General features: G+C 46.7%; 18 protein-coding genes and 1 pseudogene. 2 read left to right on the top strand and 17 right to left on the bottom strand.

The annotated features are described in order from the left end of the window. The first annotated feature begins 13 nt into the window (after window positions 1-13). The gene (locus tag HGH47_RS09605) at window positions 14-1,606 is read left to right on the top strand and encodes a hypothetical protein (protein ID WP_212564730.1); all 1,593 of its coding nucleotides are present in this window, start codon (window positions 14-16) and stop codon (window positions 1,604-1,606) included. Window positions 1,607-1,807: 201 nt separating this feature from the next. Here HGH47_RS09605 and HGH47_RS09600 read toward each other — a convergent pair whose 3' ends face one another. The 4 genes from HGH47_RS09600 to HGH47_RS09585 form a co-directional block, all read right to left on the bottom strand. Beyond that, window positions 1,808-4,096 carry a methyl-accepting chemotaxis protein gene (locus HGH47_RS09600; protein ID WP_212564731.1) on the bottom strand — a complete coding sequence of 763 codons (2,289 nt, stop codon included), beginning with the start codon at window positions 4,094-4,096 and terminating at the stop codon, window positions 1,808-1,810. A 123-nt stretch (window positions 4,097-4,219) separates the two neighbouring features. Further along, on the bottom strand, window positions 4,220-4,987 hold the full coding sequence (locus HGH47_RS09595; protein WP_212564732.1) for a leucine-rich repeat domain-containing protein: 768 nt from the start codon (window positions 4,985-4,987) through the stop codon (window positions 4,220-4,222). A 24-nt stretch (window positions 4,988-5,011) separates the two neighbouring features. Then, window positions 5,012-6,997, bottom strand: a complete 1,986-nt coding sequence (tkt, locus tag HGH47_RS09590; RefSeq protein ID WP_432912061.1) for a transketolase — start codon at window positions 6,995-6,997, stop codon at window positions 5,012-5,014. A 16-nt stretch (window positions 6,998-7,013) separates the two neighbouring features. Next, window positions 7,014-8,015 carry an AAA family ATPase gene (locus tag HGH47_RS09585; RefSeq protein WP_212564733.1) on the bottom strand — a complete coding sequence of 334 codons (1,002 nt, stop codon included), beginning with the start codon at window positions 8,013-8,015 and terminating at the stop codon, window positions 7,014-7,016. 146 nt (window positions 8,016-8,161) lie between these two features. Between HGH47_RS09585 and HGH47_RS09580 the strand changes: the two genes are divergently transcribed. Beyond that, entirely contained in the window at window positions 8,162-10,234 is a 2,073-nt protein-coding gene (locus tag HGH47_RS09580; protein WP_230974302.1) for an InlB B-repeat-containing protein, read from the top strand. 389 nt (window positions 10,235-10,623) lie between these two features. On the opposite strand, the gene HGH47_RS09575 is transcribed toward HGH47_RS09580, so the two are convergent. The 13 genes and pseudogenes from HGH47_RS09575 to HGH47_RS09515 form a co-directional block, all read right to left on the bottom strand. After that, the gene (locus HGH47_RS09575) at window positions 10,624-11,763 is read right to left on the bottom strand and encodes a vWA domain-containing protein (protein WP_432912056.1); all 1,140 of its coding nucleotides are present in this window, start codon (window positions 11,761-11,763) and stop codon (window positions 10,624-10,626) included. A gap of 19 nt (window positions 11,764-11,782) precedes the next feature. After that, window positions 11,783-13,663, bottom strand: coding sequence for a RelA/SpoT family protein (locus HGH47_RS09570; RefSeq protein WP_212564734.1), 1,881 nt, complete (start codon window positions 13,661-13,663; stop codon window positions 11,783-11,785). After that, a complete protein-coding gene (locus HGH47_RS09565; RefSeq protein ID WP_230974305.1) occupies window positions 13,647-13,832 on the bottom strand; it encodes a hypothetical protein in 186 nt (61 codons plus the stop codon). Before HGH47_RS09565 ends, HGH47_RS09570 begins: the two co-directional genes overlap by 17 nt. Before the next feature lie 226 nt (window positions 13,833-14,058). Continuing rightward, window positions 14,059-14,601 (bottom strand): Rpn family recombination-promoting nuclease/putative transposase, encoded by a 543-nt coding sequence (locus HGH47_RS09560; protein WP_432912051.1) that lies wholly within the window; start codon window positions 14,599-14,601, stop codon window positions 14,059-14,061. Then, window positions 14,598-15,035, bottom strand: a complete 438-nt coding sequence (locus HGH47_RS09555) for a hypothetical protein (protein WP_230974307.1) — start codon at window positions 15,033-15,035, stop codon at window positions 14,598-14,600. The genes HGH47_RS09560 and HGH47_RS09555 overlap by 4 nt, the downstream gene beginning before the upstream one ends. Window positions 15,036-15,150: 115 nt before the next feature. Beyond that, a complete protein-coding gene (locus tag HGH47_RS09550; RefSeq protein WP_230974308.1) occupies window positions 15,151-15,549 on the bottom strand; it encodes a hypothetical protein in 399 nt (132 codons plus the stop codon). A 156-nt stretch (window positions 15,550-15,705) separates the two neighbouring features. Beyond that, window positions 15,706-15,840 (bottom strand): annotated as a pseudogene (locus HGH47_RS09545) (peptide chain release factor 1); the annotation flags it as partial. 381 nt (window positions 15,841-16,221) lie between these two features. Further along, window positions 16,222-18,438, bottom strand: a complete 2,217-nt coding sequence (locus HGH47_RS09540) for an Ig-like domain-containing protein (protein ID WP_212564735.1) — start codon at window positions 18,436-18,438, stop codon at window positions 16,222-16,224. A gap of 462 nt (window positions 18,439-18,900) precedes the next feature. Continuing rightward, on the bottom strand, window positions 18,901-19,989 hold the full coding sequence (gene prmC, locus HGH47_RS09535; RefSeq protein ID WP_230974309.1) for a peptide chain release factor N(5)-glutamine methyltransferase: 1,089 nt from the start codon (window positions 19,987-19,989) through the stop codon (window positions 18,901-18,903). Between the two features lie 4 nt (window positions 19,990-19,993). Then, window positions 19,994-21,061: a peptide chain release factor 1 gene (prfA, locus tag HGH47_RS09530; protein ID WP_212564736.1), complete on the bottom strand. Its 1,068-nt coding sequence runs from the start codon at window positions 21,059-21,061 to the stop codon at window positions 19,994-19,996. Window positions 21,062-21,186: 125 nt separating this feature from the next. Next, on the bottom strand, window positions 21,187-22,083 hold the full coding sequence (locus HGH47_RS09525; RefSeq protein ID WP_253675188.1) for an ankyrin repeat domain-containing protein: 897 nt from the start codon (window positions 22,081-22,083) through the stop codon (window positions 21,187-21,189). Between the two features lie 39 nt (window positions 22,084-22,122). Then, entirely contained in the window at window positions 22,123-23,355 is a 1,233-nt protein-coding gene (locus HGH47_RS09520; protein WP_212564737.1) for a cation:proton antiporter, read from the bottom strand. A gap of 780 nt (window positions 23,356-24,135) precedes the next feature. Continuing rightward, the coding region (locus tag HGH47_RS09515; RefSeq protein WP_432912043.1) for a DNA adenine methylase at window positions 24,136-24,736 on the bottom strand (601 nt) is incomplete at its 5' end.

Raw genomic sequence — 24,736 nt, 5'->3', positions numbered from 1 at the left:
GAGGTATGACAACATGAAAACGATACCAAAAAAACACGGAGCGGTTATTGCGTTTTGTACGCTGTTTTTTGTGGTACTATTGCTGCCTTGCACTGCGCAGGAAGCAGCGGATATACGGGGCAGAGACGGTATGGAAGGAACAGCTCACGCAGCGGAAGTTTCATCCGGCAATGCGGTTGAATCTCAAGCAGCCGATGACATAGTTGACGATTTAACAGATGACGAATTTTCTATCGATTCGGAAGATGACAGTGCAAAACCGGTATTTACGGTAAGCGGCAAAATTGAAACGCTGCACGGAGTTCGCTGGAACGATGTTAAAAAAAATCTCGAATACGGAGCGTCCCGTTCGATTGCCCGGATAAACGGTGAGGTCTCTGCCGGTTCTTCTTATGCAGTTATGTCCGCCGCAGCTGAATACAATTACCGCAACCCCGCACGCACCGGCTTCCGGTTGAACGAAGCGTATTACCGCTATTCGGGTGAGATATGGGATATCAGTGTCGGACGGCAGGTTATTGCATGGGGACAGGCGGATGGGTTTAAACTCACCGATGTGTTAAGTGCGCGGGACAGCTCGGAGTTTATCTCCTTTAGCGGCGATGCTGCGCGGTTTCCGTCTGATAGTGTTCGCCTGCGTTTTTTTCACGATCTGTTTACGTTTGAAGCGGTTGCCGTACCGTTTTTTACCCCGAATAAACTGCCGCGCTTCGGCTTTGAAGACGGTGCAAAGAACGGCCTCTACTATATCGACACACCGGATAGTTACAAGACGCCGTTCGGTTCCGTTCCAATTCGGTATACAAAAACCCAAAGTGCAAAACCAAAGATGTTTACCGACACGGAAGCGGCCGCCCGTTTTTCTTTCTTTTTACCCGGTATCGATTTTTCCGTTTCCGGTTTCTACGGCTGGGATAAAAATCCGCGCTATGCAAAAAGCGGGTATGTTAAAAAAGAACTTCGTAATCCTGATAGTCCACATAATACCAGTTCGAATCCATACGTTCCGAAAGCGCTCTATACCAATTTAAATGAGGAGTATTATCGTATCGGAATGGCTGGTATCGATGCGGCGATTCCTGCAGGCGATGTAACAATCCGGCTAGAAACCGCGTGGGTAGGCGGACGATACTTTGAACCAAAAGAAATGCTATCACCTTTGCCGATTGTAGAACTGCTTAATCCAGATTCAAAGGTCGATGTACCAATTAAATTTAATGCTCCGGTCAAAAAACACCAGCTGCTGATGCTTGCCGGTATTGACTGGATCAAGAGTTCGTGGACGCTGAGCGCCCAGTATTTTGAAGATCTCATCCTCAATCATAAAGACGATATAGAGCGGCCGATGCACAAGGGCTTTGTCAGCCTCAGTGTGAGTAAAACATTCTTACGCGACACGCTCAAACTTTCGGCAAGCGGCGTTATCGATATAAACTACGGCAGTACATCCAGCACCTATTCGGTTAGCTATGCCCTCACCGATAATATCAATGTTGCACTCGGCGGTGATCTGTACACCAAAGGCTATGACGGTAAGGGAGACTTTGCAGCCTTACACAAGATAAGCGCTATATGGGTAAAAGGGACGTTTATTTTCAGCCGCTAAAATGGCGCGGCTGAAAAACACTGCGAGTTTGCCATTCGGCAAACATCGTAGATTATATGTGCGCTATCGCGCACTAATTGAACAACTTCCAAAATTGACACTTTGTTCAGTTGTTCAATTTTAAGGGACGTTTACGTGGTAGAACATGGGCATCTCTAGAAACTCAGATATAGTTTTAAGAGATGCCTTTATTCGTTTCAGCTATTCATTCATTTGGATGTTTTGCAGATGATCGGTGTGCGTAATCAGTGCATTGAGCGTACCGATCGATTCGCTCGTTTCGGCTTCTACTCCGCGTGTTGTCTCAACTGCATCATTTAAGCTTTTAATATTTGTGAACATAGCCTCGATTTCCGTATGTACTTTTTCGGTTGCTTGCAATAAGCTGGTAAAGCTTTCATTGATTTTATTTCTGAGTTCGGAAACTTCGGTTTGTTCCTCTTGAACATCAACGGATTGATCAGCCAGCGATTGCATAGCGCTGTTCATTTTTTCTGCCTGTATATCGACGTCTTTTAAGAAGGATGAAATATCTCCTAGTATCGTCTGGAAGTTATTGACCTGCGTATTGATATTGTCAAAGCTTTTTCGCAATACTTCCGAAGCTTCCGCAGAGTCTTTAATGCTTTTATTGATGTGCTTTAAAATCTTACCGGTATTATCGGCTTCATACGCGGAGTTTTCCGCAAGTTTCCGTATCTCATCGGCAACGACCGCAAATCCTTTTCCCGCTTCACCGGCATGGGCAGATTCTATCGCCGCATTCATTGCCAATAAATTTGTTTGCTCTGCGATAGCGGTAATAATTTGGTTTGTTTCCAGCAGGCTTTCCGAGCTTTCATAAATTGCATTGATAATATCCGTAACCGTTATTAAATGATGTTTACCGGCATCGCTTGCTTCACGGATGTAAGAAAAGTTATGATTTATTTCGTTGAACTTTTCCGTTAGTCCGTTAGTAGCATCGTTCAACTGTTTAATCTGCATTACCGTTTCTTCTGCCGCATCGGATTGCCGTTCAATTCCTTGGCGCATAGTATTCAAAAAAGCATTAAAGCTGTCGGTTGCATTTTGCGTACTGCGGAGCTGATTACTTTGTTCGGACATTTCAGATTTTAACGTTTGTACTTGAAGTGATAATGCCTGCATCGACTGTTCTGCTCCGTCCATGTTTTGTGACAGAACCGTTTCTTGTTGTTGTAGTTTGTCGCTGGTATGTCGAATTTCATTAAATAAAAGCGTTTTCTGTTTGTCGGAATCTGACAGTTGGATTTTTATCTCCTCGCTTTGACGATTATAGATATGTGTTTTCCATGCAAACCCGAATGCCTGCGCTAATAAAAATGCGGAAAAACCGAACGGTAGTAAATTCCCTGTTGGTACAAGCATCATACTGTAAAACAAATCGTTTAATGTAAAAATAGTCAAAATGATAATACCGATAACAATAAATATTGCACCTTCCCGTTTACGTATGAGCAGTTTGATGATCAAATAAATGACATAAACGATAATCATAACAATCACTAATTGATGAACTTGTATGAGCTTTCCGTAGATATAAGACGGCGTTACACAAATAAAAGCTGTGTATGCCAATGCTTCAATCATAATAATACGGTTGATAATTTTATGGGTGTCTTTAGGATAGAGCGCGGCAAAATAACCGACTACGGAAAAGCTGAGTAATGCAAAGGTAAGATAGTCGATTTTAGTATCGATGTTCCACGATAAAGAAGGAAAAAGGATTCTAAAGACAGGTCCCTTTACCATGTTGCGGAGAACGACGAGAATACTGAAAAACACGAACCATAGGATACTTTTATTATCAGGTTGAAATAGATAAAGCGCAAGGTGATACAGAATAATTGCGACACCAAACCCAAAAACAAAAATCTCAATAAAAAGGAATGCAAAATTGGCACTGTCGGCTTTTGTCTTTGTCGAAAACTTAATGGTTTGGTAAATACCTCCGCGTGAATGGAAAAAGTTTGAAACTTGAATGGCAAGGCATACTTCGGTTATGTCTTTCGGAATATAATAGAGAATGTTTCCTTCGCCGCGGACAGACGTTTCCTGTGAAGCTCCTACTTTTCCTGAATGGGCTTGCAATCCTTCATTTACATAGAGACTCCATGCGGAAACCGGAGAAGAAAACTGTATTGCTAATTCAGGATGCCGTTCCGGTAATAAAATTTGTAGAGTATAAGTACCGTATCCAAACGCAGACATCTTTGTCCCGTCGGATAAAACGGTTGAACTCCATTCTTTAGGACATTCGATAAATACCGTAGGGTTACGCACATCTTCCGGTGAAGAAAGTAACTGGCGATTATAGAATCCCATCTTTCCGCTTATCACGATACTTTGAGTGTCATTGAAGTTTTTATTGCGGAGATCAAGTATTCCGTTTTGAATGGTTTGGGAAAAAACGGGGGCAAAGCATGTACTCAAGACTAAAAGCGCTGTAAATTTTTTTATATGTTTCATTCTCTCTCTCCTTTTAAATTTACCAAGACTGCATAGGGTGAGCAGCCTTGGTATGTGTTCGCTCGTCAAGATGGGATAGCGGTATTGAGCGGCTTATCCATTCCAGCCGAGTCTTTCTTGCGCTTACGGTTCTATCGGGGCATTTCCACTATCGAGAATAACCCAACCATTTGACTTCGCTTGCTGTAATGCGGCGGCAGATGGTTTGCCGTTCTTGATTTTATCTCCCACCGCTAAAATGCGTGCTTCACGAACGACGGTGCTGTTTCCGATTGCTGCGGGAAGGCTTTTCAGCAAAGCGTCCATTGCTTCCGTTTCGATTGCGTTCATATAGCACCGCAGCTGTGTGAGTTTTTTACAACCTGATACGTCCAATGCCGACAACCGATTGATGCCGCACCATAAAAGCTCGAGCTGTGTCTGTTGTGAAACATCCAATCCGCTTAAACGGTTATTATAACATTGCAGTCGTTTTAAGTTTTTATTTGCGGATAATTGCAGCTGTGCTATTTTATTGCCTGCACAGTACAGTACTTCGATATTCGGACAGCGGGAAACATCGATGTTTTCTACAGTGCCGTTATCTTTAATATCCAGTTCGCGGATGTCTCCGGTGAATACGACCGTCGTTCCCGTAGCTTTCAGTAGCTGCATCGGTTTGTCCTCGTTGAGTTCGCGAACCTCATCCGTTCCCGGAATCACTGTTTTATCGGCGCCCTGTACTCTTACCGCCGAGCCGTCTTGTGTTCTTATTCTAATCGATAGTGTTGAGCCTTCGGGAACGGTGATGGTTACGGTTTCTGTTTTTCGCGATGAAGCCGGCGCTGTCGTACAAGCGGCAATTATTACCGCTGCTGCAAGCAAAATACCTGTTTTCAAAATTGTTTTCATAGATTTTCTCCTACTTGATTTTCACTATTCTTTGATACGAGCGGCAAGCGCTTGGGCGGTAAATCCGAGATGCTCCGCAACTTTTTTTGCGGGTCCCGATTCGCCGAAACGTTCTATCGAGAAAATATCTTGCTCCGGCGACTGTACCCAGCCTTCCCAGCCTTGTTTAACTCCGGCTTCCGCAACCATTACACGGCCGTTGTTCCCGACTAGCTGTGCTTTACAGGAAGATGTTTGAGCTTCCAGCAGCTCTTTCGACGGAACGGAAATAACTCGTACTTTTTTCGGGGCGGCAAGCTGAGCGGCTTCGCAGGCAAGGCTTACCTCGGAACCGGTTGCAAGCACGGTTATCTCAGGATCGCCGTCGGTGCCTTTTACGATATAGCTGCCGACAGCTTTCATCAGAGCTTTCCACTGAGGTTCGGCTTTTTCCAGTATGGGCAGATTCTGGCGGCTCAGTATTAAACAGACTGGACGATCTTTCTGCTCAAGCGCAATTCTCCATGCGACGGCGGTTTCTTCCGCATCGGCAGGGCGGAGTACCAGTAGATTAGGAATGGCGCGGAGGCTTGCGAGTGTTTCCACCGGCTGATGGGTCGGGCCGTCTTCGCCGACAAAGATGGAATCGTGGGTTAATACAAAAATAGAAGGGATGCGCATCAGCGCCGCAAGCCGGAGCGCCGGACGCAGATAGTCGGAGAACACGGCAAAGGTTGCGCAGAAGGCGCGGAAGCCGCCGTGTAGCTGAATACCGTTGGTAATCGTTGCCATCGCGAATTCTCTGATACCGAAGTGGATGTACCGTCCTTGCGGTGTTGCGGCGGTAAACGATTGGGCATCCTGTAAGGCGACTGCATTCGGTCCCTGCAAGTCCGCCGAACCGCCGACGAGATTTGGAAATGCCTTTGCAAAAGCGTTCAGTGCGGTTTTGGAAGCTGCCCGCGTCGCAATCATCTCATCTTTTTTAAAGACCGGATCGGCAACGCCGTCCAGTACGGCTTGGTCGATACCGCCTTGTACAAAGCTTCGATCCCATTCTTTGCGCAGGTCGGGATAGGCGGCGCTCCATGCGGCAAAGCGGCTATTCCAGTCCGCTTCCGCTTGAGCGAATTCCTTTTGCCGCTCTTCAAAATAACGGTAGGCTTCGGGGGCGACAAAGAACTGTTCTGCAGGATCAAGCCCCAACGTCTTCTTTGCCTGTGCCAGCTTCTCTTGACCGAGCGGCGCTCCGTGTGCGGCAGCGGTTCCCTCAACAGCGGGCGCTCCCTTTCCGATTACCGAATCGAGTATGATGAGCGAGGGGCGGGGATCTTTTTTTGCCTCCGCAGTGAGCTTTTCTATATCGCTGTAAGAATACATCGAACCGTGCAGCACCTGCCAACCGTAAGCCTCGTACCGCTTTGTAACATCTTCGGTAAAGGCGATATCGGTGGAGCCGTCTATCGTAATATTGTTTTTATCATAGTATACAATGAGCTTACCGAGTTTCAACGTACCGGCAAGGCTCGATGCTTCCGAAGAAACGCCTTCCATTAAACAGCCTTCTCCCACCAGCGCGTAGGTGTAGTGATCGACAATGCGGTACTCTTCGGTGTTAAACCGCGCTGCCAGCATCGCTTCGGCAATCGCCATCCCGACTGCGGTAGAAATGCCCTGACCGAGCGGCCCGGTGGTGGCTTCGACGCCGGGGGTGAGCCCGTATTCGGGATGCCCTGCGCAGCGGGAACCGACTTGTCTGAAAGAGCGGATGTCGTCAAGCGAAAGATCGTAACCGGCAAGATGCAGCGCGGCATACAGGAGCATAGACCCGTGCCCCGCCGACAAGATGAACCGGTCGCGGTCTACCCATTGGGGATTTTTCGGATTATGCCGTAAAATTTTTGCGTACAGCATCGCTGCGAGTTCGGCGGCTCCGAGCGGAAGCCCGGGATGGCCGGAATTGGCTTTTTCGATTGCATCGATTGAAAGGCTCCGTATTGAAAGCGCTACGGCGTCAAGTTCTTTATTCATAGTTCCTCCAAATATGTTACGGCTGCGGAATAAGCTCGAGCAGCTCGGCGATAATTTCATCTGCACTGATATTTTCCGCGCTTGCCTCGTACGAAAGTTTTAAGCGGTGGCGCAGAATAGGGTAGGCGAGAGCCTTTACGTCTTCGGGAAGAACGTAGTCGCGTCCGTTTAAAAATGCCCGTATCTTTGAGCACCGATAAAGGGCGATGCTCGCACGGGGAGAGGCTCCGACGGTGATATAGCTAAGATAACTGCCGCGGGGCAGCTCTTCCCGTTTTTCGATAATGGGACGGGTTGCCGTAACCAACGCGATAATGTATTCCTGTAAACCTTCGGTGCAGCGGACTGCTTCGGCGCCTCTACGGATGGTATGGAGCATATCGACGGAAAGAATCGATTCGGTTTCGGGCGCTTGCATTTTTTTTACCGAAGCGGTGATGTTCTCGCTTTTCAGCATGATGACGAGTTCATCCGCCGGTTTAGGGTAGGGGACAAAAAGTTTAAACAGGAAGCGGTCGAGCTCCGCTTCGGGAAGGGGGTAGGTGCCTTCCTGTTCAATAGGATTCTGGGTTGCAAGCACAAAGAACGGTTCGGGGAGGGGATAGCTCGTTTCGCCGATGGTAACCTGACCTTCCGCCATCGCTTCGAGCAATGCGGATTGAACCTTTGCAGGAGCACGGTTTATTTCATCAGCCAGCACTACGTGCGCAAAAAGCGGCCCCTTTCGTACCGCAAAGCGATGTGCGGTAGAATCAAAGATGAGCGTTCCGGTGAGATCGGCAGGCAGCAAGTCGGGTGTGAACTGGATGCGTTTAAAACTTAATTGAGAAAGCTCCGCGAAAGTCCGTACCGTTAAGGTTTTGGCAAGGCCGGGGGCACCCTCCAGCAACACATGTCCGCCTGCAATATAGGCAACAAGAATATCGTCGATCAGCCGTTCCTGCCCGATCACGGATACGGCCATTTGTTTTTTAAACGCAGCAACCCGCTGCAACGCTTCGGTTTGTAAGCTCTCCATATTAAGGGAGTGTACGCATATTTTTCATTCTATGCAAGATAATGTAATTCTGTAACTTCTTATAATCTTATTCCTTGTATGTAGGCTGCATTTTACTTTTAATCATATTGATAGTGTTAGAAAAAGCGATTTTAAAGGAGCCGCGTGTGAAAAGAGTTTTTCCCCTTGTTTTGATTCTTGCCGGTGTGTTTATAATTGCCGGCTGTCGCAATCCTTCTCTGAGGACGTATACGGTAACGTTTAATACGCAGGGTATCGGTACTGCTCCGGCGATGCTTACGGTTGCGGAAGGAAGTAAACTGACCGCAACGCAGACACCGGCACCTACGGCCATCCCTTCAAATAAAAGCTTTGGCGGCTGGTTTAAAGACACTTCTTGTACGCAGCCGTGGAACCATGCCACCGATACGGTTACCAAAGATATTACGCTCTATGCAAAGTGGCGTAATGCTTTGCCGCTTACACCGATTGAACCTTCGACGCCGCTATACACGGTAACCTTTAACACGCAGGGTATTGGTATGGCGCCGACAGCGCTTACGGTTGCGGAAGGAAGTAAACTGACCGCAGCGCAGACACCGGCACCTACGGCCATCCCTTTAAATAAAAGCTTTGGCGGCTGGTTTAAAGATGCTGCCGGTACACAGCCGTGGAACCATGCCACCGATACGGTTACCAAAGATATTACGCTCTACGCAAAATGGCGTAATGCTTCGCCGCTTACTCCAATTGAACCGTTGTATACGGTAACGTTTAATACGCGCAATCTTACATCACCCCTCACTCCGATAACTGTTATTAAAAATCATACTATCCCTGCAACTGATATACCGAATCCTACGCACCGGACATGGAATTTTTCCGGCTGGTATAAAGATAAAAATTGCAATGCTCAATGGAATACGGCCTCCGATACCGTTACGGCAGATATAACGCTTTATGCAAAATGGACTCCTAAAACTCTTTCAAAACAGGATTTATGGGAAAGTAAGAACACTGAAGGATCGACAAACTATTTTCGAATTCCGGCATTGGCACAGACAAAAGATGGGACGCTGATTGCCGTTACGGATTTACGATACAATCATACTGCCGATATCGGTAAGTTCGGGCCTAATGGGGAATGGGGTCAAGCCTCCCATATCCATCGCGTGGATGTAATAATTAAACGCTCTACCGATAACGGCTTGACATGGGATAGCAGCAGTACAAAAATTACAAATGCACCGGATAATCCCGTGCAATACGGTTATGGAGATGCCGCTATCGTGGCGGATAGAGAGTCGGATAATGTACTGATTATTTGCGCTCACGGGGATACCCGCTACGGACATTATAAGGCAGGAAATGCAAATACACGGCTTAAAGTTGTTAAGCTCCGTTCCTTAGACGGAGGTAAAACATTTACATCGCCTGAGGAAATTACAACTTCTATTTACGGTTTAAACGACAATTGGGGAACACTTTTTTTCGGTTCGGGGAAGATTATGCAGTCTCGCAAGATAAAAAAGGGTAGTTATTATCGTATTTATACAGCACTGTTAGTTAAAAAGACATCAAAAGCTCTCTTCGGAAATGCCGTATTGTACTCTGACGATTTCGGCGAAACATGGCAGGTTCTCGGTGATGCAACAGTGTCGCCGATACCGAACGGTGATGAAGCCAAGGTTGAAGAGCTTCCCGACGGTAGAGTATTGCTTTCAAGTCGCACAAAAAACGGACGTCTTTTTAATATCTTCACTTATACAAATGAAGAAACAGCAAGCGGACGTTGGGAAAGCGGACAAAAAGCACAGCTCGGAACGGAACGCGGTACGAATGGTGAAATATGTATTATACAAGCCCGTAAAGCCGATACGAAAGCGCCGGTATATCTTGCATTACAGTCTATTCCCTTATCCTCAAAACCGCACCCTAAGAGCGACGAACCGAACATCCGTATGAATGTAGGTATCTATTGGCGCGTAATAGAAGAGAATATCAGTCTTTCGGCATTGGCAGACAGTACCAAGTGGGAAAAATATCAAGTATTTACCGGAGAGAGCGGGTATTCGACAATGGTGATGCAGCAGGATCACCGGATCGGTTTCTTATATGAAAAATATGATCATGTTACTTATTCTACAGATATGAATGACGTATACGATATCCGCTATGAGAGTTTACCTATCAGCACTATTACTAACGGCGAATACGAAGCGGCGTTTTTAACAGAGTAGCAACATAGTAAAACAGCCTTTCCGTAAGCCTTTTGAAAATAGCCTGTCCGGAAGTGTACCTCCGTGTACACTTTTTCCCGACATACATCCGTGTATGTCGGGAAAAGACGAGTTTTGTGCGTGCACAAAACTCACTGCTGATTAGTACCCCGTCCCTCCATGGACGCATTGATGGCGAGTTTTTGTTCCACAAAAACATCGCTGCTGCGTGGAACCACGGACATCCGTGTCCGTTTGATACGTTGAGGATTTTCAGTAGCGGCACGGATGCCGCTGGTTTATATCAGTAGCGATGTTTCGGCTCTTGCCGAAACTCACAGTCAAAACTATACACGGATGTATAGTTTTGACGATGCGACAACGCAGATATGCCGTATATTTCAAAAGGTCTAGTAGGTTTTATTATGCGGCAATATAATCGGAAACAGTTTTACGTCTTTTGCCTTTGCCGCTTCGATAACTCCATCCTTGGTAATTGAACCTTGAGGGCGGGGATGGGGAGGCGCATCGCCGATGAGGATCAGTTTGCGGTCGGTATCCGCATCAGTACGCCATTCAAGGTCGAGTCCCGCGTCGATGCCTTCGTACACCGCTTCGGGGATGTCGCGTCCGCCGAATACGCTAAAACTTCTAAGAGCAGCGGAAAAACGATCGATATCCGAGGTAAAATCGGTTGCGGTTTTAGTCAAAAAATCATCATAGTAGTCTTTATAAAGGACAAGTCCTATCCGGTAGGAATCATACTTGGGAAGTACCTTTTTCAACGAAGCCGCAAGCAGCTCTCTGACTTTTTTTATATCATCCTTCATACTTTCGGTTGCGTCGATAACAAATACTACATCGAGTTTCTTGTGTTTCTTCGGCGTCAGGATTACTTCAATTGATGGCATAATACCGTCAACGTTCTCCGAATAGATCAGTTTATTGCCGCTCAAGCGGGCGAGTTCCGAAAAAGAAGCGGCGGCCGGTTCGCTAAAAGCCGGATCATGCACTTCCTTAATCGATTTTTGCGTTACACGTAATACAAACGGATTATCGCTAAAAGAGCCGGTATAATCAGCATACGGTTTTTCAAATGCGCGGATATTAAAAAACGTGCCGTCCAATACCTGCACTTCGCCGTGTCTGTCCCATTCATAGCCGTAACAGATAATGTACGGTACCCAGATGTGAAACGCCTTGCCGAGCGGCGTGTCTTTTTCCGGGCTGGAGTCTATCAAGCTGTAGAGCCGCTTTCCGCGGGTATCCAGCTCTTTTCCGTTCAGGATACGTTTTTCATCACCATTAATGCTGTTGTATTGAAAATCACGGTATGCAAAGTTATCGAGCCTGTTTTGAGGATCCTTTGTGGTCTCCGTCATCAGGATGGAAGCGATGTCGGGCTTTTTTCGAATATAAAAGTGATATCCGGCTCCCTTAGGGTCTTGAATAACTGCAAGATCGCTTTGGTCAAGCTCTAAATCCGCCCCGAACACTGGAAACAGGAATCCGATAAGCACAATAACCGTAACAATACCGTTCTTTTTCATATCTTTAATATCGAACGGATTACTTATGCGGCTTAATCTTTTTCTGCGCTTTTTCAGGATTTTTCTGTTTGCTTTCTTTTATATCCCACTCAACATCGATGAGGCGGGCTTCCAAATCGGGGATTCTTTTGAGGTTGGTACAGTTTTTCCGATGGATGATAACTCCTCTGCCGTTGGCGACATAGCCGCAGATGACGGAATCGGAGGTCGGCTTGCAGCACCCTGCAAAACGTACGGGAAAGTTGGTAGAGCCGCCGATGCGTATCCGCAATGCTGGATTCTTCTTGGGATCCTTTTGCGCTGCTTCGAGTTCCCGTTTTGCCGTTTCAGCTTCTTCCGGTGTTTCTTTGGGCGGCCGCGGCGCTTCTTTTGCAGCATCTTCGGCAATATCCGTTCGCTGTCCTTTTTCTTCTTTTTCAGTGTGGAGGAGGTTTTCGTGCAGTTGGAGCCATGCGCGGATTTTTTGGCGAGCCCGCGTCGTATGGGCGTTTTCGTACTGGTTGTGCGTGGGGTGCGCGTTCGGGTGCGTGATAACCTCCACCACCTGCGTGTTTTTAAGCGGGCGAGAAAGCGGGATGATGGCGCCGTCTGCTTTCGCGGATACGAGTTTTTCCCCTATCGACGAATGGATACGGTATGCAAAATCGACGGCGGTTGCACCGGCGGGCAACTCGATAATATCACCCTTAGGAGTAAAGACAAAAATCGAATCGCTTAATAAATCGCTTTTGAGTTCCGCGAGAAATTCTTCATTATTAAAGCGCTGTTGTGCGAGCGACTTGACCTGCTGCACAAAAGATAATTCCTGCTCGTTCGCTGTTTTGTTCTTGCTGTGTTTTTTATACACCCAGTGGCTTGCAACCCCACGCTCCGCTATTTCGTGCATTTCGTGCGTACGGATTTGGATTTCTAAGGTTTGCCCGCCCTTGCAGATAACGGTGGTGTGGAGACTTTGATAGCCGTTCGCTTTCGGCATCGCGATGTAATCCTTGAAGCGGCCTTCAAGCGGCTTCCATACCGTATGCATCAGACCGAGGATGGTATAGCACTCGTTCACTGTGGTGCATAAAATCCGCACGGCGAGGAGGTCGTACAATTCATCCGCCGCCTTGTTCCGCTTTTTCATTTTTTGATAGATAGACCAAAAATGTTTGGCGCGGCTTTGCACCTTAACCTTGATTCCCGCTTTCTCCATCGTTTGATAGATGGTTTTTTCGGCGCTCTGCAAAAAGGCTTCCCGTTCTTTTTTCTTTGCTGCGACAACGGTTTTTATCTGATCGAAGGCTTCGCGGTTGATATATTTGAGGCTTAAATCTTCAAGCTCATTTTGAACGGTGGAAATACCCATCCGCTGGGCAAGCGGCGCCCAGATTTCACTGATTTCTCGGGCGATACTGCGCTGCCATTCCGTAGGGTATTCGGAAATATACCGAATCTTATTGAGTCGATCGGCGAGTTGGACAATCATAACCCGTAAGTCGCTTACGAGGGAGAAGAACATTTTGCACACGGTATCGGTATGTTCTTTGCTTTTATTATACAACTTCACATCGGAGAACTTTGCCGCCGCATTCAAAATATCCGCCGCCGTATTTCCGAATTGAGCACGCAGTTGATCATCCGGTAACGTAAAGCTGCCGTCTTCGCTGTACAGCAGCGCGCAGATGATGCTTTCGGAATCCATTTCAAGCGCGGCAAGGCTGTGCGCCATACGCAGCGAATGGGCGGCGTCGTGCGGAATGGGGGCGTCAGCTGCCGTATCGGATATACGGTTTGTAAGCAAAAGATTCCACGCAGCGGTAATCCGTGCGGCGTCTTCAGGACTTTCCTCTTCCGCATAACAGGGATACTGCGCAAAAAAATGTTCAAGACTGCTTAGGTTTTCAACTTTTTGTATCATCGTGTACGCCTTCGATTAGTCTGTCTTGGCCTGCTAAATCCTGATGGATACGGATATCTGAAAAGCCTGCGGTTTCAAAGAGCTTGCTTGCGGCTTGGGCATGGTATTCTCCTACCTCGCTTGAAAGGACTCCGTTGCGGTTTAGGACAGTACGGGTATTATTTGTCAAAATCCGTATAAAATCAAGACCGTCGGAGCCGCCGTCGAGGGCTAATGCCGGTTCATTCCGGCTACGCCCCCATCTATTCAGACCCGCTACGGATGGCGGTGGTTTTATGCAGAAACGAGATTTGCGTCAAACGTAAATCTCGTACTAAGGGGGTACAGGGAAGTACTCCCCTTACTGAGCGACTTAGGCTTCTACCCTAAAAACCCGCCTTGGTTCTAAAGCATTCTTATAGTGCTTCCACTTCCTGTATGGTTAAACCGGTCGCCTGTGCGATTTTTTCACTTGATAAGCCCATAGCGTGTAAGTTCCGTGCCGTTTCGAGGGCTTTTTGATAGGAACCACGTGCTTCACCTTCGGCAAGACCTTGCACAATACCTGCTTTCCATCCATCATTTCTCGCATCACGCTCGATAGTATTCACTAACATATACTCCCTCCTCAATTCTTCACTTGCCTTTACTTCCTTGATTCGACGCTCCAGTCTTTGGATAAATTCGTCATCGCTGACTTTTCCGTTCATGTACTCTAAAAATATTTTCAGCTTTTCATTCTTTTCGTGCTCCGCCGCTTTACTGTTTATAATGATCTTTGTTATCCCATCGCCCAGTTCTATCCGATTATCTTCACTGCATATCGTCTTAAAGGTATAAACTGGCAGTGTTTTTTCAAGATAGTCAAACGTGCAGAAAAAGAGTATAAACGTATCGGGCAGACTTTCGTATGGTTTGCTCTTCCCCAATATGCTAACATCAATGGCTGCTTTCGTCAAAAGTGTACATCCTTGTACACTTTTGACGGCGAGTTTCGATAAATCGAAACATCGCTTCTGCTTAATACGCGCGGCATCCGTGCCGCTACTGAAAATGTATCACAGTACCGCCAAGGATGGCGGTGATTCCATGCAGTAGCGACGTTTTGCCGAACGGCAAAACTCGTGTTTTCCGATAGACACGGATGTCTATCGGAAAACGACATTTCTATGTCGTAAATGCGCCCCTTGCAATCTTTTGCCCATACGTCAAACCGAACCCCCTTAGCTCGTCCTGCGTCATCTATTGTCTTTTGTAATTCTATTTCGGTTATGGTTTCTACTTTTCCCTGTAAAACACGATTTAAAAGCGTTTTGCAAATTTCAGGATCTTCCATTACACGATAGAACATATAATCGTCGGCTATGGTTAGTTCGTCAAATTCTTTTTCCACAGTATATTTCTCCTGCCTTTCTTTTGTTATTATAGCATAAAAAGAGATGGGGACAAGCTGTTTTATTCTGAAATAACATGAATGAGTAGATCTCTTACACTGTGCGCTATGAGAATTATATTGTCTGATTCGGTTGCTCCGATACGCCCTCGATTAGTCTGTCTTGGCCTGCTAAGTCCTGATGGATACGGATGTCCGAAAAGCCTGCGGTTTCAAAGAGCCGACGGGCGGCTTGGGCATGGTATTCTCCTACCTCGCTTAACAGGACGCCGTTGCGGTTTAGGACAGTACGGGTATTATTTGTCAAAATCCGTATAAAATCAAGACCGTCGGAGCCGCCGTCGAGGGCTAATGCCGGTTCATTCCGCCCGTCTTTGAGTAGTTCCTGCGTCAGTGCGGAGGGTACATACGGCGGATTGGCAGCGATGAGGTCGAAACGGAGATTATTGGGGAGCAGGGAAGATGGAGAGCGTGATTCACTAACACGGGCGATGGTTTCCGGCAATGTGTGCATATCTCCTTTGGTGATGTGCAACCGGGTTTGTGTTTCAGCCGACAGGAGCCGCTGTGCATTGAGGCGGGCTATGGCGAGGGCTGCGTTTTCAGTATTGCCGACTGCATAAACAAATCGACGGCGTAGCGGCGGGCATCGGCGACGGTAAACATCCGGTTATGCTTGGGCTTTCATCATTTGCTCGCGGGCGGCGATGCAGAGCGCTTCGACGATTTCGTTGAGGTCTCCTTGCATAATCGCATCGAGCTTGTAGAGGGTTAGGTTAATCCGGTGGTCGGTTACACGGTTTTGCGTTCGGTATAGATAACCGTCAGCACTTTGTTGACCATGCCGATTGTTTTGTACCGCAACTCGTCTATGGAAGAATGGAATAGTCACTGACTATGCCGTCCGTACAAAAAACGCTGATATCCAGTTGTGCAGGGGATGGAGCGCTGTCTTCTACCCTAATGTGCGCAATCCTTCCTGTGTTGTAAGGGGGACATAGGGGGGAGGTACTACCAACAAAGTTTCGCAAAATAAATCTAAGGAAGACCTCTAAAAAACTGAGGTTTTTAGAGGTTCCCTAAAAAAACTTTTATCCGAAAAAGTTTCCTCCCGCCCCTAAAAGCGGGGCTTGGGGAAGCCTCCCCAAATTCCCCTTATGCCCCCAGCTCTTGCTGGGGCGGTGCCTTACTCAAGCTCGTCCTCATGCCCATGCTCATTTATTTTATACATATTCCAGTGTTTATTGTCTTTTGCGTTGTCAAAAGCGGCTTTCAATTCAGGCGGAGCGGTAAAGTCCTTGTGATTACCCTCGGTTACGCCCGTTTGTTCGGTGTAAAGAAAACACAGTGAAGGATTGTGCAGCGATTGGAGCTCCGGTAAATCGTTCAACAGTTTTGTCATCACTTTGGCATTCAGCTTGTTGCCGTAGCAACGCAGCCATTCCAAATCCCTTAATCCTTGCACATTAAGGACGGTAAACTGATTACGATGGCACTCCAGACGTATCAAAGCGGTTAAGCCTTGCACGTTAAGGGACGTAAGCTCATTGTTCTCGCAGTTCAGCCATTGCAATGCGGTCAAGCCTTGTACATCAAGGGCACTAAGCCGATTGTTGCCACACTTCAGTAATTCCAAAGCAGTCAAGCCTTGTACGTCAATGTCAGTAAGCTGATTGCTGCCGCAGTACAAATCTTTCAAAGCGGTACATCCTTCTACATTAAGGGACGTAAGCTCATTGTTCTCACAGTTCAGCTCTTGCAATGCGGTTAACCCTTGCACGTTAAGCTCGGTAAGTTTATTCTTGTTGCATTCCAACTTTTGCAAAGCGTTTAAGTCTTGCACGTTAAGTAAAGAAAGTTGATTGTCGAAGCAGAGCAGCCTTTGCAATGCGGTTAACCCTTGCACGTTAAACTCTGTGAGATTATTGCTGTAGCATTCCAATCTTTGCAAAGCGGTTAAGCCCTGCAGGTTAAGAGAAACAAGCTGATTGTCGCCGCAGATTAGCCTTTGCAATGCGGCACACCCTTGCACGTTAAGGGCGGTAAGTTTATTTTCATAGAGCTCAAGCTCGATGATGTTTCCTTCGAGTATGACGGCGGTGTCCGTTGCATTCAGTGTGGTTTCACTGTCGTTTGCAAGCGTTGTTACGGTGCAGCCTGTCACTTTTATAGGATTCCCGTCTTTAGTTTTTGCCTTAACTTTGATGTCTTTTTTGTCGGGGCTGAGGGTAAGAAATGCCCCTTCCGGCACGGTGATGATGCCCGAAGCTGCTTCTTTTCCGCTCAAGTTGTCTTTCACTTTTATGCGCGTGCTTCCTACGCCCACGCACTGCACCGCCGCCTCGCCCGTAGCGTCGTTAAGAGCCACGCTTATGACGGCAGGGTCTTCCGGCTCTGCCGTGTAGTTGCCCGAACCCGCCTTGACGAGCTTATAGGTAAAACTTTCCGTCTTTCCTTTGGTAAAGGCTTGGCTTTCAAGCTCGAGCGTATTGCCCACATATTTGAACTTTACTTTGACCGTTACCGCAGCGCTCACTTCCACCGTTGCCGTCGGGCTTCCGGCAGTGCCGCCTGATTGCAATGCAGTTTCAGGCAAAACCTGCCACGCATCTACGGCAAACTGAGCGTCGGGCTTTGCCGTAAAGGTGAGGGTTTTATGCAGCTCAACGCTTGCAGGGCTTACCGTTATGTCGGCTTCCGTGCCTTCGACCTTTGCCTTGAGCGTTCCGCCCTGAACTCCCGCCTCCGTGTTCTCTACGCCAAAAGTGACTTCGTGGCTGATGTGCTTAAAGCTCACTTTGACTATGGCGGGCTTTGTTACGGTGAGTGTGTAGGTTGTGCCGATTCCCGCTTCGGGAGCGTGCACACCGTCAAGCGTCCACTTTTCCACCGTGTAGTTCGCCTCGGGCACTGCCGTAAAGGTTACGGTCTTACCCTGTTCTACTTGAGCCCCCGTCTTGAGCTCGACTGCGCCTGCTCCCTCGCCCACCTTTGCTGTAAGCGTGCCGTGCCCGCCTTCCACACTAAAAGTGATCTGATATTTTGGCGGTGTTACCGTTACAGTACAGTCAGCTGTTTTACCGCCGTCTTCGGTTGTTACGGTAATTTTAGCTATTCCAACTTTTTTTGCCCTTACCGTACCGTCTTGATTTACTTCCGCAACTTCCTTATTGTCGGAACTCCACGTTAGTTTTTTGTTCGCTGCGTTTTCAGGGTTCACCTTTGCAGTCAGTTTCTCGGTTGTTCCTTCCTCAAGCGTCAGCGCAGTTTTATTCAGCGTTACCCCTGTTACCGCTACCGGCGTATCTACAGTTTGCTTACAGCCAACTACTAACGCCGCAAGCATCAGTACCGCTGCTATTCCGCTTAAAAGCTTTCCGTTCATTAATTTTATATTTTTCATCTGCAATATTCCTCCAAAATTATCATTGTTGAATAGTCAATATTTGTAATTTGTAATGCGTAATCAATTTGTAATTGGTAATGTGTAATTTGTAATTCAATTACCAATTACCAATTACCAATTATCCATTACTCATTACAAATTGAATAAATTACCCGGAATCGAACCAAATCGCTGCTCCGCTTTTGCGGTAATACGTACTGTTAATGATGTGTATCAACTGAAAAAAGCAGATAAGATGATGCCGTTTCGTTTTTGTTGATAAAAAAAGATGATGAGTTTTACGTTGAAAAAATGATGAAAAACTATCTAGTGCTGAGTTGCTGAGTTGCTGAGTTGCTGAGTTGCTGAGTTGCTGAGTTGCTGAGTTGCTGAGTTGCTGAGTTGATTATGACGTCACTTGCTATCATGTCAAGCCCCTTTTGCAAATATGCGGGTATCTCCTTCGTTGCTGCGAAAAAACTAATTCAGAGCATCCGGTTTCCGGCAGCTTCGTTCCGAATGTCCCGTCAGGGATAGCGAAAAAGTAACCGGCTTTTGAGACACCCCCGGTTGCTCCGATACGCCTTCGATTAGTCTGTCTTGGCCTGCTAAATCCTGATGGATACGGATGTCCGAAAAGCCTGCGGTTTCAAAGAGCCGACGGGCGGCTTGGGCATGGTATTCTCCTACCTCGCTTAACAGGACGCCGTTGCGGTTTAGGACAGTACGGGTATTATTTGTCAAAATCCGTATAAAATCAAGACCGTCGGAGCCGCCGTTGAGGGCTAATGCCGGTTCATTCCGGCCGTCTTTGAGCAGTTCTTGCGTCAGTGCGGAGGGGACATACGGCGGATTGGCAGCAATGAGGTCGAAGCGGAGAATATTGGGGAGCAGGGGCGGGGAGAAGATTTCTCCGGCGGTTTCGGAACAGCGGTTTGCTCCCAATCGCAGTAGCTTCTGAAAGCGGATGATGGTTTCCGGCAATGCGCGCATATCTCCTTCGAAGATGTAAAGCCGCCTTTGAGTTTCCGCTGGAAGGAGCCGCTGTGCATTGAGGCGGGCTATGGCGAGGGCTGCGGGGGAAATATCGGCAGCAATGCAGCAGATATTCCGAATGCCTTCTTCCTCAAGCGTATGTAAGATGGAAATTGCCACGCAGCCCGATCCGGTGCAGGGGTCGAGTATGAACAAGGTTTGATTCTGCCGGAGAGCCGCCGTTTTTTCTCTTATGACAGCGAGGCTCCGCTCTACCAGCAGTTCGGTGTCGGGCTTGGGGATCAGCACATCGGGACTTACGTGAAAGGGAAGCCCCCAAAAGTCTTTTTCGCTGGTGATATAGGCAATGGGTAAACCGGTACAGCGCCGCTTCGCTGCTATGCAAAAGGCTTCCCGTATCGGGGAAATATCGGTGTCATCATGGGCAAAAAGCCATGCCCGCGGCTTATTGAGGAAGTGCTGCAGCAGGACGTCCGCATCGAGCGTTAAAGACGAGCGGGGCTGCGTTTTCAGTATTGCCGACTGCATAAACAAATCGACAGCGTAGCGGCGGGCATCGGCGACGGTAAACATCCGGTTATGCTTGAGCTTTCATCATTTGCTCGCGGGCGGCGATGCAGAGTGCTTCGACAATTTCGTTGAGGTCCCCTTGCATAATCGCATCGAGCTTGTAGAGGGTTAGGTTAATCCGGTGGTCTGTTACGCGGTTTTGCGGATAGTTGTAGGTGCGGATGCGTTCTGAACGGTCTCCCGAACCGACTTGATTTTTCCGGTCTTCCGCCCGCTCGGACTGCTTCTTCGCCTCTTCCATATCGTAGAGGCGGCTCCGCAATACGCGCATTGCCTTCGCCTTGTTTTTAATCTGGCTCTTTTCATCCTGACAGATAACGACAAGACCGGTCGGAATATGGGTAATACGCACGGCGGAGTCGGTGGTGTTGACGCACTGACCGCCGGGGCCTCCTGCGCGCATAACATCGATGCGCAAGTCTTCCTGCTTGATAACGATTTCCGTTTCCTCCGCTTCGGGTAAAACCGCAACGGTTACCGCACTTGTGTGGATACGCCCCGAACCTTCCGTTTCCGGTACGCGCTGTACACGGTGCACACCCGATTCATAGCGGAGACTTCCGTACACATACTTGCCCGAAATGGACAGCGTTACTTCTTTAAATCCGCCTAGTTCAGTTTCGTTGGAAGAAAGAATTTCGTATTTCCAGTTTTTCAGTTCCGCATAGTGCGTGTACATTTTTAACAGATCCGCTGCAAAGAGCGCCGCCTCTTCTCCGCCGGTACCGCCGCGTATTTCCATAATGATGTTTTTTTCTTCCAGCGGGTCGGGTGGAATGAGCAACACTTTCAGGTTGTTCTCGCTTTGCTCCAGCTGAGCTTCTAAGTTATGCAGCTCTTCCCGCGCCATCTCTTTCAGCTCATGGTCGGTTTCTTCCTGCATCATTGCGCGGGTTTGCCCGATGTCGTTCTCCAACCGGAGATACTGCGTATATTCTTCCATCAGCTTTGAAAGATAGGCGTGTTCCCGCATCGCTTCCTTATAGCGGTTTTGATTTTTAATCAACGCAGGGTCTTGTATTTCTTGTTCCAATTCTTTCCAACGAACCGATAAACTTTCAAGTTTTTCTTTCATAATCATTCACCTTATAATGCACTTTTAGCCGAATAGAACGGCTGATAATCTTGAGGGACATTAGACCTGTTCAGAAACGGAAGTTTCCAAACAGGTTTATTGATAATGATAGTGTCGGAACGCAGCTAAGGCTGCTGCATGGCTTCTAAAATTTCTTTATTATTGAATAGTTTTGCATAACCGAGTGCGGACATGCCCAGCCGGTCGGCGATATTCCAATCGGCATGATGTTCTATGAGCAGCTTTACCATAGGGATATCCTTTCTACCGACAGCAAAGATTAATGCTGTCTGACCGTCCTTGCTCTGAATATTTGTATCCGCATTTTTCGAGAGAAGCAATTTTGCGGTTTTTAAATCACCGATTTGAGCAGCTTCCATCAATGCCGAATAGGAACGGTCTTCGGAACAGAGATTGATCTCTGCTCCATATTCAAGCAGTAATGAGGCAATTTCATAATGTGAGTCTCTAATTGCGAGTGAAAGTACCGGGGTGCCGCGCGTGTCTCGCTGCGAAGCATTATAGCCTGCCTCTAAAAAGAGCCGGACAATTTCGTATTTGCCTTCTTCTACTGTTTCTGTAAAATTCGACTCACAACAGGGAAAGCCGTTATCCAGTAACTGTTCGCGGGCAATTCGCTTGCGTTCTACTAGTAGGAAATTATGTTGTTCTTTAATAAAATAATCTTCAAATAGATCAAGCGCCAGAGGAATGATAAATTGTTTGCAGCTTTCCGGCAAGGATACGGCATTTTCTTGTCCAAGTGTTAAGATAGGTAAATTTTTTCCGATACCAAGACCTAAAAAGAAAATAAATGCAGGATTGAGCGTGGACGTATGCTTACCAAAAATAAATAAAATATGTGAAGCATCATGCAGCAATACGGTGGGAGAATAGCTGCCATTATCCCAAATTGTATCGACTTGGCGATATACAACATCACATTCATGCGATTCAATGATATGAGCGGCGGTTTCGGATATTTTTTTTCCCGTTTTTTCATACAGAATAACGACTTTCATAGTAATTGTCAGGCAGTATAATGTAAAACGTAAATCATTTCAATGATTTTTGAAAGTCTGAGGTTCAATTGAGCCTGAGCGTATCAGCGCTATCTTCGCCGTTACCGGCCCCATTAATTCATATAACACCGAAGATGCTAAAATGATGTTAAACAGGATGAGACCGTCTTTTTCCGGCAACATTGCTTTTCCCATAAATGCAAGCCCGATGGCAACACCTGCTTGCGGCATCAGCGCAAACCCCATATTGTCCGTTATCTTCTTATCGAGTGACAGCATTTTACACGATGTGTATGCACCGATGTACTTTCCGATTATCCTGATACAAAAATACGCAACTCCGATAATCCCCGCCGTTACAATAATGGTGAGATCCATATTCATACCGGAGATGATAAAAAAGCTGCTCATCACCGGAGGAGAAAAATTATTCATTTGGTCGAACAGGGTTTTATCATTTGTCCGGTTGTAATACACTGCGCCGCACACCATACAGGCAAGCAGCGGGCTTACCTCGAAGTATGAGCAGATGCCGGAAATTAAAAAAAGGAACGCGACAGCTAAAATCAGGCGATTGTCAAAGCTCCGTTTTTCCGTAATGAGAAACTCCATACACAGAGCGGTCATGAATCCCAACATCAGCATTGCGGCATTAAGAGCAATCGGCTTCACAATGCTCATAATATTAAACACAGCACTGTCCTGTGCATTGACGACGGCAACCATGATACTGAACACAAAAAGACAAACAACATCGTCAAAAGCAGTGATATGCAACAGCAGATCGACAAACGGGCCTTTTCCATTGTATTCCTTTATCGTCATAATAGTGCTGGCGGGAGCGGTCGCGGTTGCAATCGCACCGAGTAAGAGTGAGAATGAAAGCTTCATTTTAAAGACAAAGATCATAACGACGGTAACCAAGCATCCCGCTAACAGAGATTCGCAGAGCGTGATAAATACGACATTCCGGAATTCCTTTCTGCCGTCGCTCCGTTTAAAGTAGCGCCCCATATCAAAAGCGATAAAACTGAGTGCGATAATCGAAATAACGTCCAAGTTGACGATAAAATGCCGGTGAATTAAATGCAATCCGCTTGGGCCAATCAATATTCCGGCAAGAATATAGCCGCTTACCTTCGGCAGTTGGAGCTTTTTTGTGAATCGAGTGACCAAAAATCCGCTTATCAATATCAGCGCAAAGGATATCAGGATTGTGGTAGGTAAATTGAGGTCTTTAACAATGTTGTAAATAAAATCGATTATATCCATCTTTTTTGCTCATCTTTGATACGCATAGGTGCGTCGCCGAAAGGGCGATTGTGAATTTAGCGGTGTTCCATACTATAGGATATACCTAAAAGACGCAACCTCCTTTTGAAATAGACGACGCATCTACTGCGTTTCTCTTATACTGCTGATTTCACTATTCTCTTTATCTTTTTTCCCCATAAAACCGATACATAATTTATATCCATAATGCTCGAGATATCCTCCGCTGTTATATCATATTTAGGCCCCCTTTCTCACAATGAGCTTATAAAATTACTCCATTCTTTTGCGATGACGCATGAAGTGGAGTGATACAATAAAAGTGCAGTACTAAAATTGCCGAAAAAGAGAGGAGGAAGGACAATGAAACGGTACGATCAGAATGGAAAACGATAGGGTAATTCGGGACAAAATGTATAAATTATCAATACATTTCCTTGACAATATGTCGAAAGCATTGTAGAATAATTAAAACCGTGCTCGAGCACGGTTTGATATTTTCGATTAGATGTTTTATTAGGAGGAATGTATGAAACGGAAAATCGGTATAGCTCTTATGGTCTTTATGACTGGAATAGGAGCCTTATTTGCGGGGGGCACAACAGAAACGTCAGAAGCACCTGTAACCGCGCGTGCAAACTAGGAAAAATTTTGCACATAGAATAGGAAAAACAACGGCCGTATTTTACATCAATATTAGGAATTAAACCGCCTATAAAACAGCTTTTAATGGCAGGAAAAGCACCCCTAAAATGGATTTTTAAGGGTGCTTTTTTGATTTTAAAGGCTGTCGGTATCGCTGTTTACGATCCGCTTTTGTGAGCCTTTCAGGTCTACCGATATGGGATAATTGGCCGTCAATACCTCCACTTTGTGGCGGGGTGATTGTGCTCTATTGGTCATAGAACAAGCCATATCTATCTCAAGCGAATACCAGCCGTTCCGCTTAACGCACTCTTTTAAGGCAACGTTCCGATAGGAACTTAAAAGAAATTTGCCTTTAATGCTTTCCAGTAAAGCAAGTAAGGCATCAAAATCTTCTTGGCTATAGCCGTCATAATGCCCCTGGTCAGCTCCGACATACGGCGGGTCGATATAGAAAAATGTTTCTTCCGTATCGCGGCTTCTGATAATTCTCAAGGCGTCGCAACACTCAATCTGAGTATTTTGCAGCCTTATCGCGTATTCTTCGGTAAAACCTTTCCGTTTATTGGCAAGTTTCTTGCTTGCCGTACCGGATCGGTCATATCCGAATACGCCGTCAAGCTTGCAACCGTATGAAATGTTTGCAAGCATCCATACAGCCCACGCCCGTTTTATCCTGTCAAACATATCAGGATTTGCATAGATAACCTGCGCTTGCCGGTGCTTCGCCCTGCTG

It is taken from the genome of Treponema sp. OMZ 805 (genome assembly GCF_050937395.1).
Classification (GTDB): Bacteria; Spirochaetota; Spirochaetia; order Treponematales; family Treponemataceae; genus Treponema.
The sequence above is the reverse complement of the archived record's forward strand: the minus strand, read 5'-3'. Positions and strand labels throughout refer to the sequence as shown.